1 protein-coding gene and 1 tRNA gene are annotated in these 2,549 nt (G+C 63.0%); one reads left to right on the top strand and one right to left on the bottom strand.

What is annotated here, in order from left to right:
- Positions 1-155: 155 nt before the first annotated feature.
- Entirely contained in the window at positions 156-1,982 is a 1,827-nt protein-coding gene (locus tag LN996_RS23395; RefSeq protein WP_231343484.1) for a phosphoenolpyruvate carboxykinase (GTP), read from the bottom strand.
- Between the two features lie 284 nt (positions 1,983-2,266).
- On the opposite strand from LN996_RS23395, the gene LN996_RS23390 reads away from it, so the two are divergent.
- Positions 2,267-2,340: transfer RNA gene (locus LN996_RS23390), tRNA-Arg, on the top strand.
- The last annotated feature ends 209 nt before the right edge of the window (positions 2,341-2,549 follow it).

Here is a 2,549-nt window from a genome sequence, read left to right as displayed (position 1 = left end):
CCCCCCCCCCCCCCCGCACCAAACCCTGGGGGGGGGGCCGTGCGTGGCCCCCCAAAAAACACCCCCCCCCCCCCCCCCCCCCCCCCCCCAAAAACAAACCTCCGGGGCCCGGCCCGGTCGTCGTTCACTTAAGAACGCCGTTGTTCCTAAGAGGTCTAGCCCAGACGGGTCTTGAGACCGTCCAGCTCGGACTGGAGTGCCGCCGGGAGCGATTCGCCGAAGTTGGCGAACCATTCTTCGATGGACGCCAGCTCGGTTGCCCACTCTTCAGGGTCGACGCGAACAGCCGACTCAACCTCGGCCGGAGTCATGTCCAGGCCCTCGAGGTCGATGGACTCACCGGTCGGAACAAAGCCGATCGGGGTTTCCACAGCGTCGGCCTTACCCTCAAGGCGCTCGATGGCCCACTTGAGCACACGGGCGTTGTCTCCGAAGCCAGGCCAGGCGAAGGCGCCCTCGGCCGTGCGGCGGAACCAGTTGACCAGGAAGATCTTGGGCAGACGCTCCGGGTTGGCCTTGGCAGAGAGGTTGACCCAGTGGTTCAGGTAATCGCCTGCGTCGTAGCCGATGAACGGCAGCATGGCCATGGGGTCACGGCGGACAACGCCAACGGCACCGGCGGCAGCAGCCGTGGTTTCCGAGGACAGCGTGGAGCCCATGAAGATGCCGTTGGACCAGTCGCGGGCTTCGGTAACTAGCGGGATGGTGGTCTTACGGCGGCCACCGAACAGGATCGCGGACAGTTCCACGCCCTCCGGGCTGAAGTATTCCTCAGCCAGCATGTCGATCTGGTCGATCGGCGTGCAGAAGCGGGAGTTCGGGTGTGCGGCCGGAGCATCGGAGTCCGGAGTCCAGGACTCACCGCGCCAGTCGGTCAGGTGTGCCGGAGTTTCCTCCGTCATTCCTTCCCACCACACGCCACCATCGTCGGTCAGAGCCACGTTGGTGAAGATGCTGTTGCCCTTGGCGATGGCACGCATGGCATTGGGGTTGGTGCCCCAACCGGTACCGGGAGCGACGCCGAACAGGCCGGCTTCAGGGTTGACGGCACGGAGCTCGCCTTCCTTGCCGAAGCGCATCCAGGTGATGTCGTCTCCGAGGGTCTCAACCTTCCAGCCCTTGATGGTGGGATCGAGCAACGCGAGGTTGGTCTTGCCGCAGGCGGACGGGAAAGCAGCGGAGACGTAGTAGGTCTTCTGCTCAGGGGAGGTCAGCTTGAGGATGAGCATGTGCTCGGCCAGCCAACCTTCGTCGCGGGCCATTACCGATGCGATGCGCAGCGCGTAGCATTTCTTGCCCAGGAGGGCGTTGCCGCCGTAGCCGGAGCCGAAGGACCAGATGGAGCGCTCTTCGGGGAAGTGAACAATCCACTTGTCGGTGTTGCATGGCCACGCGACGTCGGCCTGGCCGGCTTCCAGCGGTGCGCCCAGCGAGTGCAATGCCGGAACGAAGAAAGCATCGGTCTGCGTGATGCGGTCAAGCACGTCCGTACCGATGCGGGCCATGATGCGCATGGAGGCAACAACGTAGGCGGAGTCGGTGATCTCGACGCCAAACTTGGGATCTTCAGCTTCCAGGTGGCCCATGACGAACGGAATGACGTACATGGTGCGGCCGCGCATGGAGCCGGCGAACAGTCCGCGCAGCTTCTGCTTCATCTCGGCCGGAGCCATCCAGTTGTTGGTGAAGCCTGCGTCGCGCTCGTTCTCGGAGCAGATGAATGTCTGCTCTTCCACACGGGCAACGTCAGCGGGGTCGGAGAACGCCGCGAAGGAATTCGGGAACGTTTCCGGGTTCAGCCGCTGAAGCGTGCCGGCCTCAACCAGCTCGTCCGTCAGCTTCTTGTTTTCTGCTTCGCTGCCATCAACCCAGTGGATGCGGTCCGGCTGAGTCAGCTCGGCAACTTCCTCAACCCAGGCCAGCAGGCGTGCATGCGTAGTAGGTGCCTTCTCAAGCAGCGGCAGTCGCGCCAGATCGCCCATTGCGGTTCCCTTCCTCGGGTTCAGTGGTGTGTCCTAAACGATAGGGGCCGCGGACCAGACCAATCCGCTGTCAGACATCGGACATCCGGAGGACGGAAAAGCAAAAACCGCTAGAACTCAAGGAGGAAGGTTCTCAAAAGCAGGTTTTAAGTGACTAAGGTCACGTAGACCGGTCTAGTTGCCTAGATTACAGCTTTTCGATTTGGAACTTCACATGAACTTCTGTAAAGTTTATTGAGGTTCGAGGGGGTCAGAGAAACAGACCGCCGAGAATCACACGAAATGCGCCCATAGCTCAGCTGGATAGAGCGTCTGTCTACGGAACAGAAGGTCAGGGGTTCGAATCCCTTTGGGCGCACAAATGAAGACCCGCACCGGTTCGCCGGTGCGGGTCTTTTGCTTTGCCCAAGTACCCACCCAAGTAGGGCAGCGGCGGGTGGGCAACACGCAGAACTAAACGGGCCCGGGGGGGGGGGGGGAGAAAAAAAAAGAAGCGGCGCCCGCCGGCGGGGGAGGCCGGCGCGGTGGGGCCCCCCCCCCCCCGCGGGGGGGGGGGGGGGGGGCGGA

The sequence above is a fragment of the Arthrobacter sp. AK01 genome (assembly GCF_021109375.1).
Lineage (GTDB): Bacteria > Actinomycetota > Actinomycetes > Actinomycetales > Micrococcaceae > Arthrobacter.
Note: the sequence above shows the minus strand (reverse complement) of the source record. Positions and strands in the feature narration are given on the sequence as shown.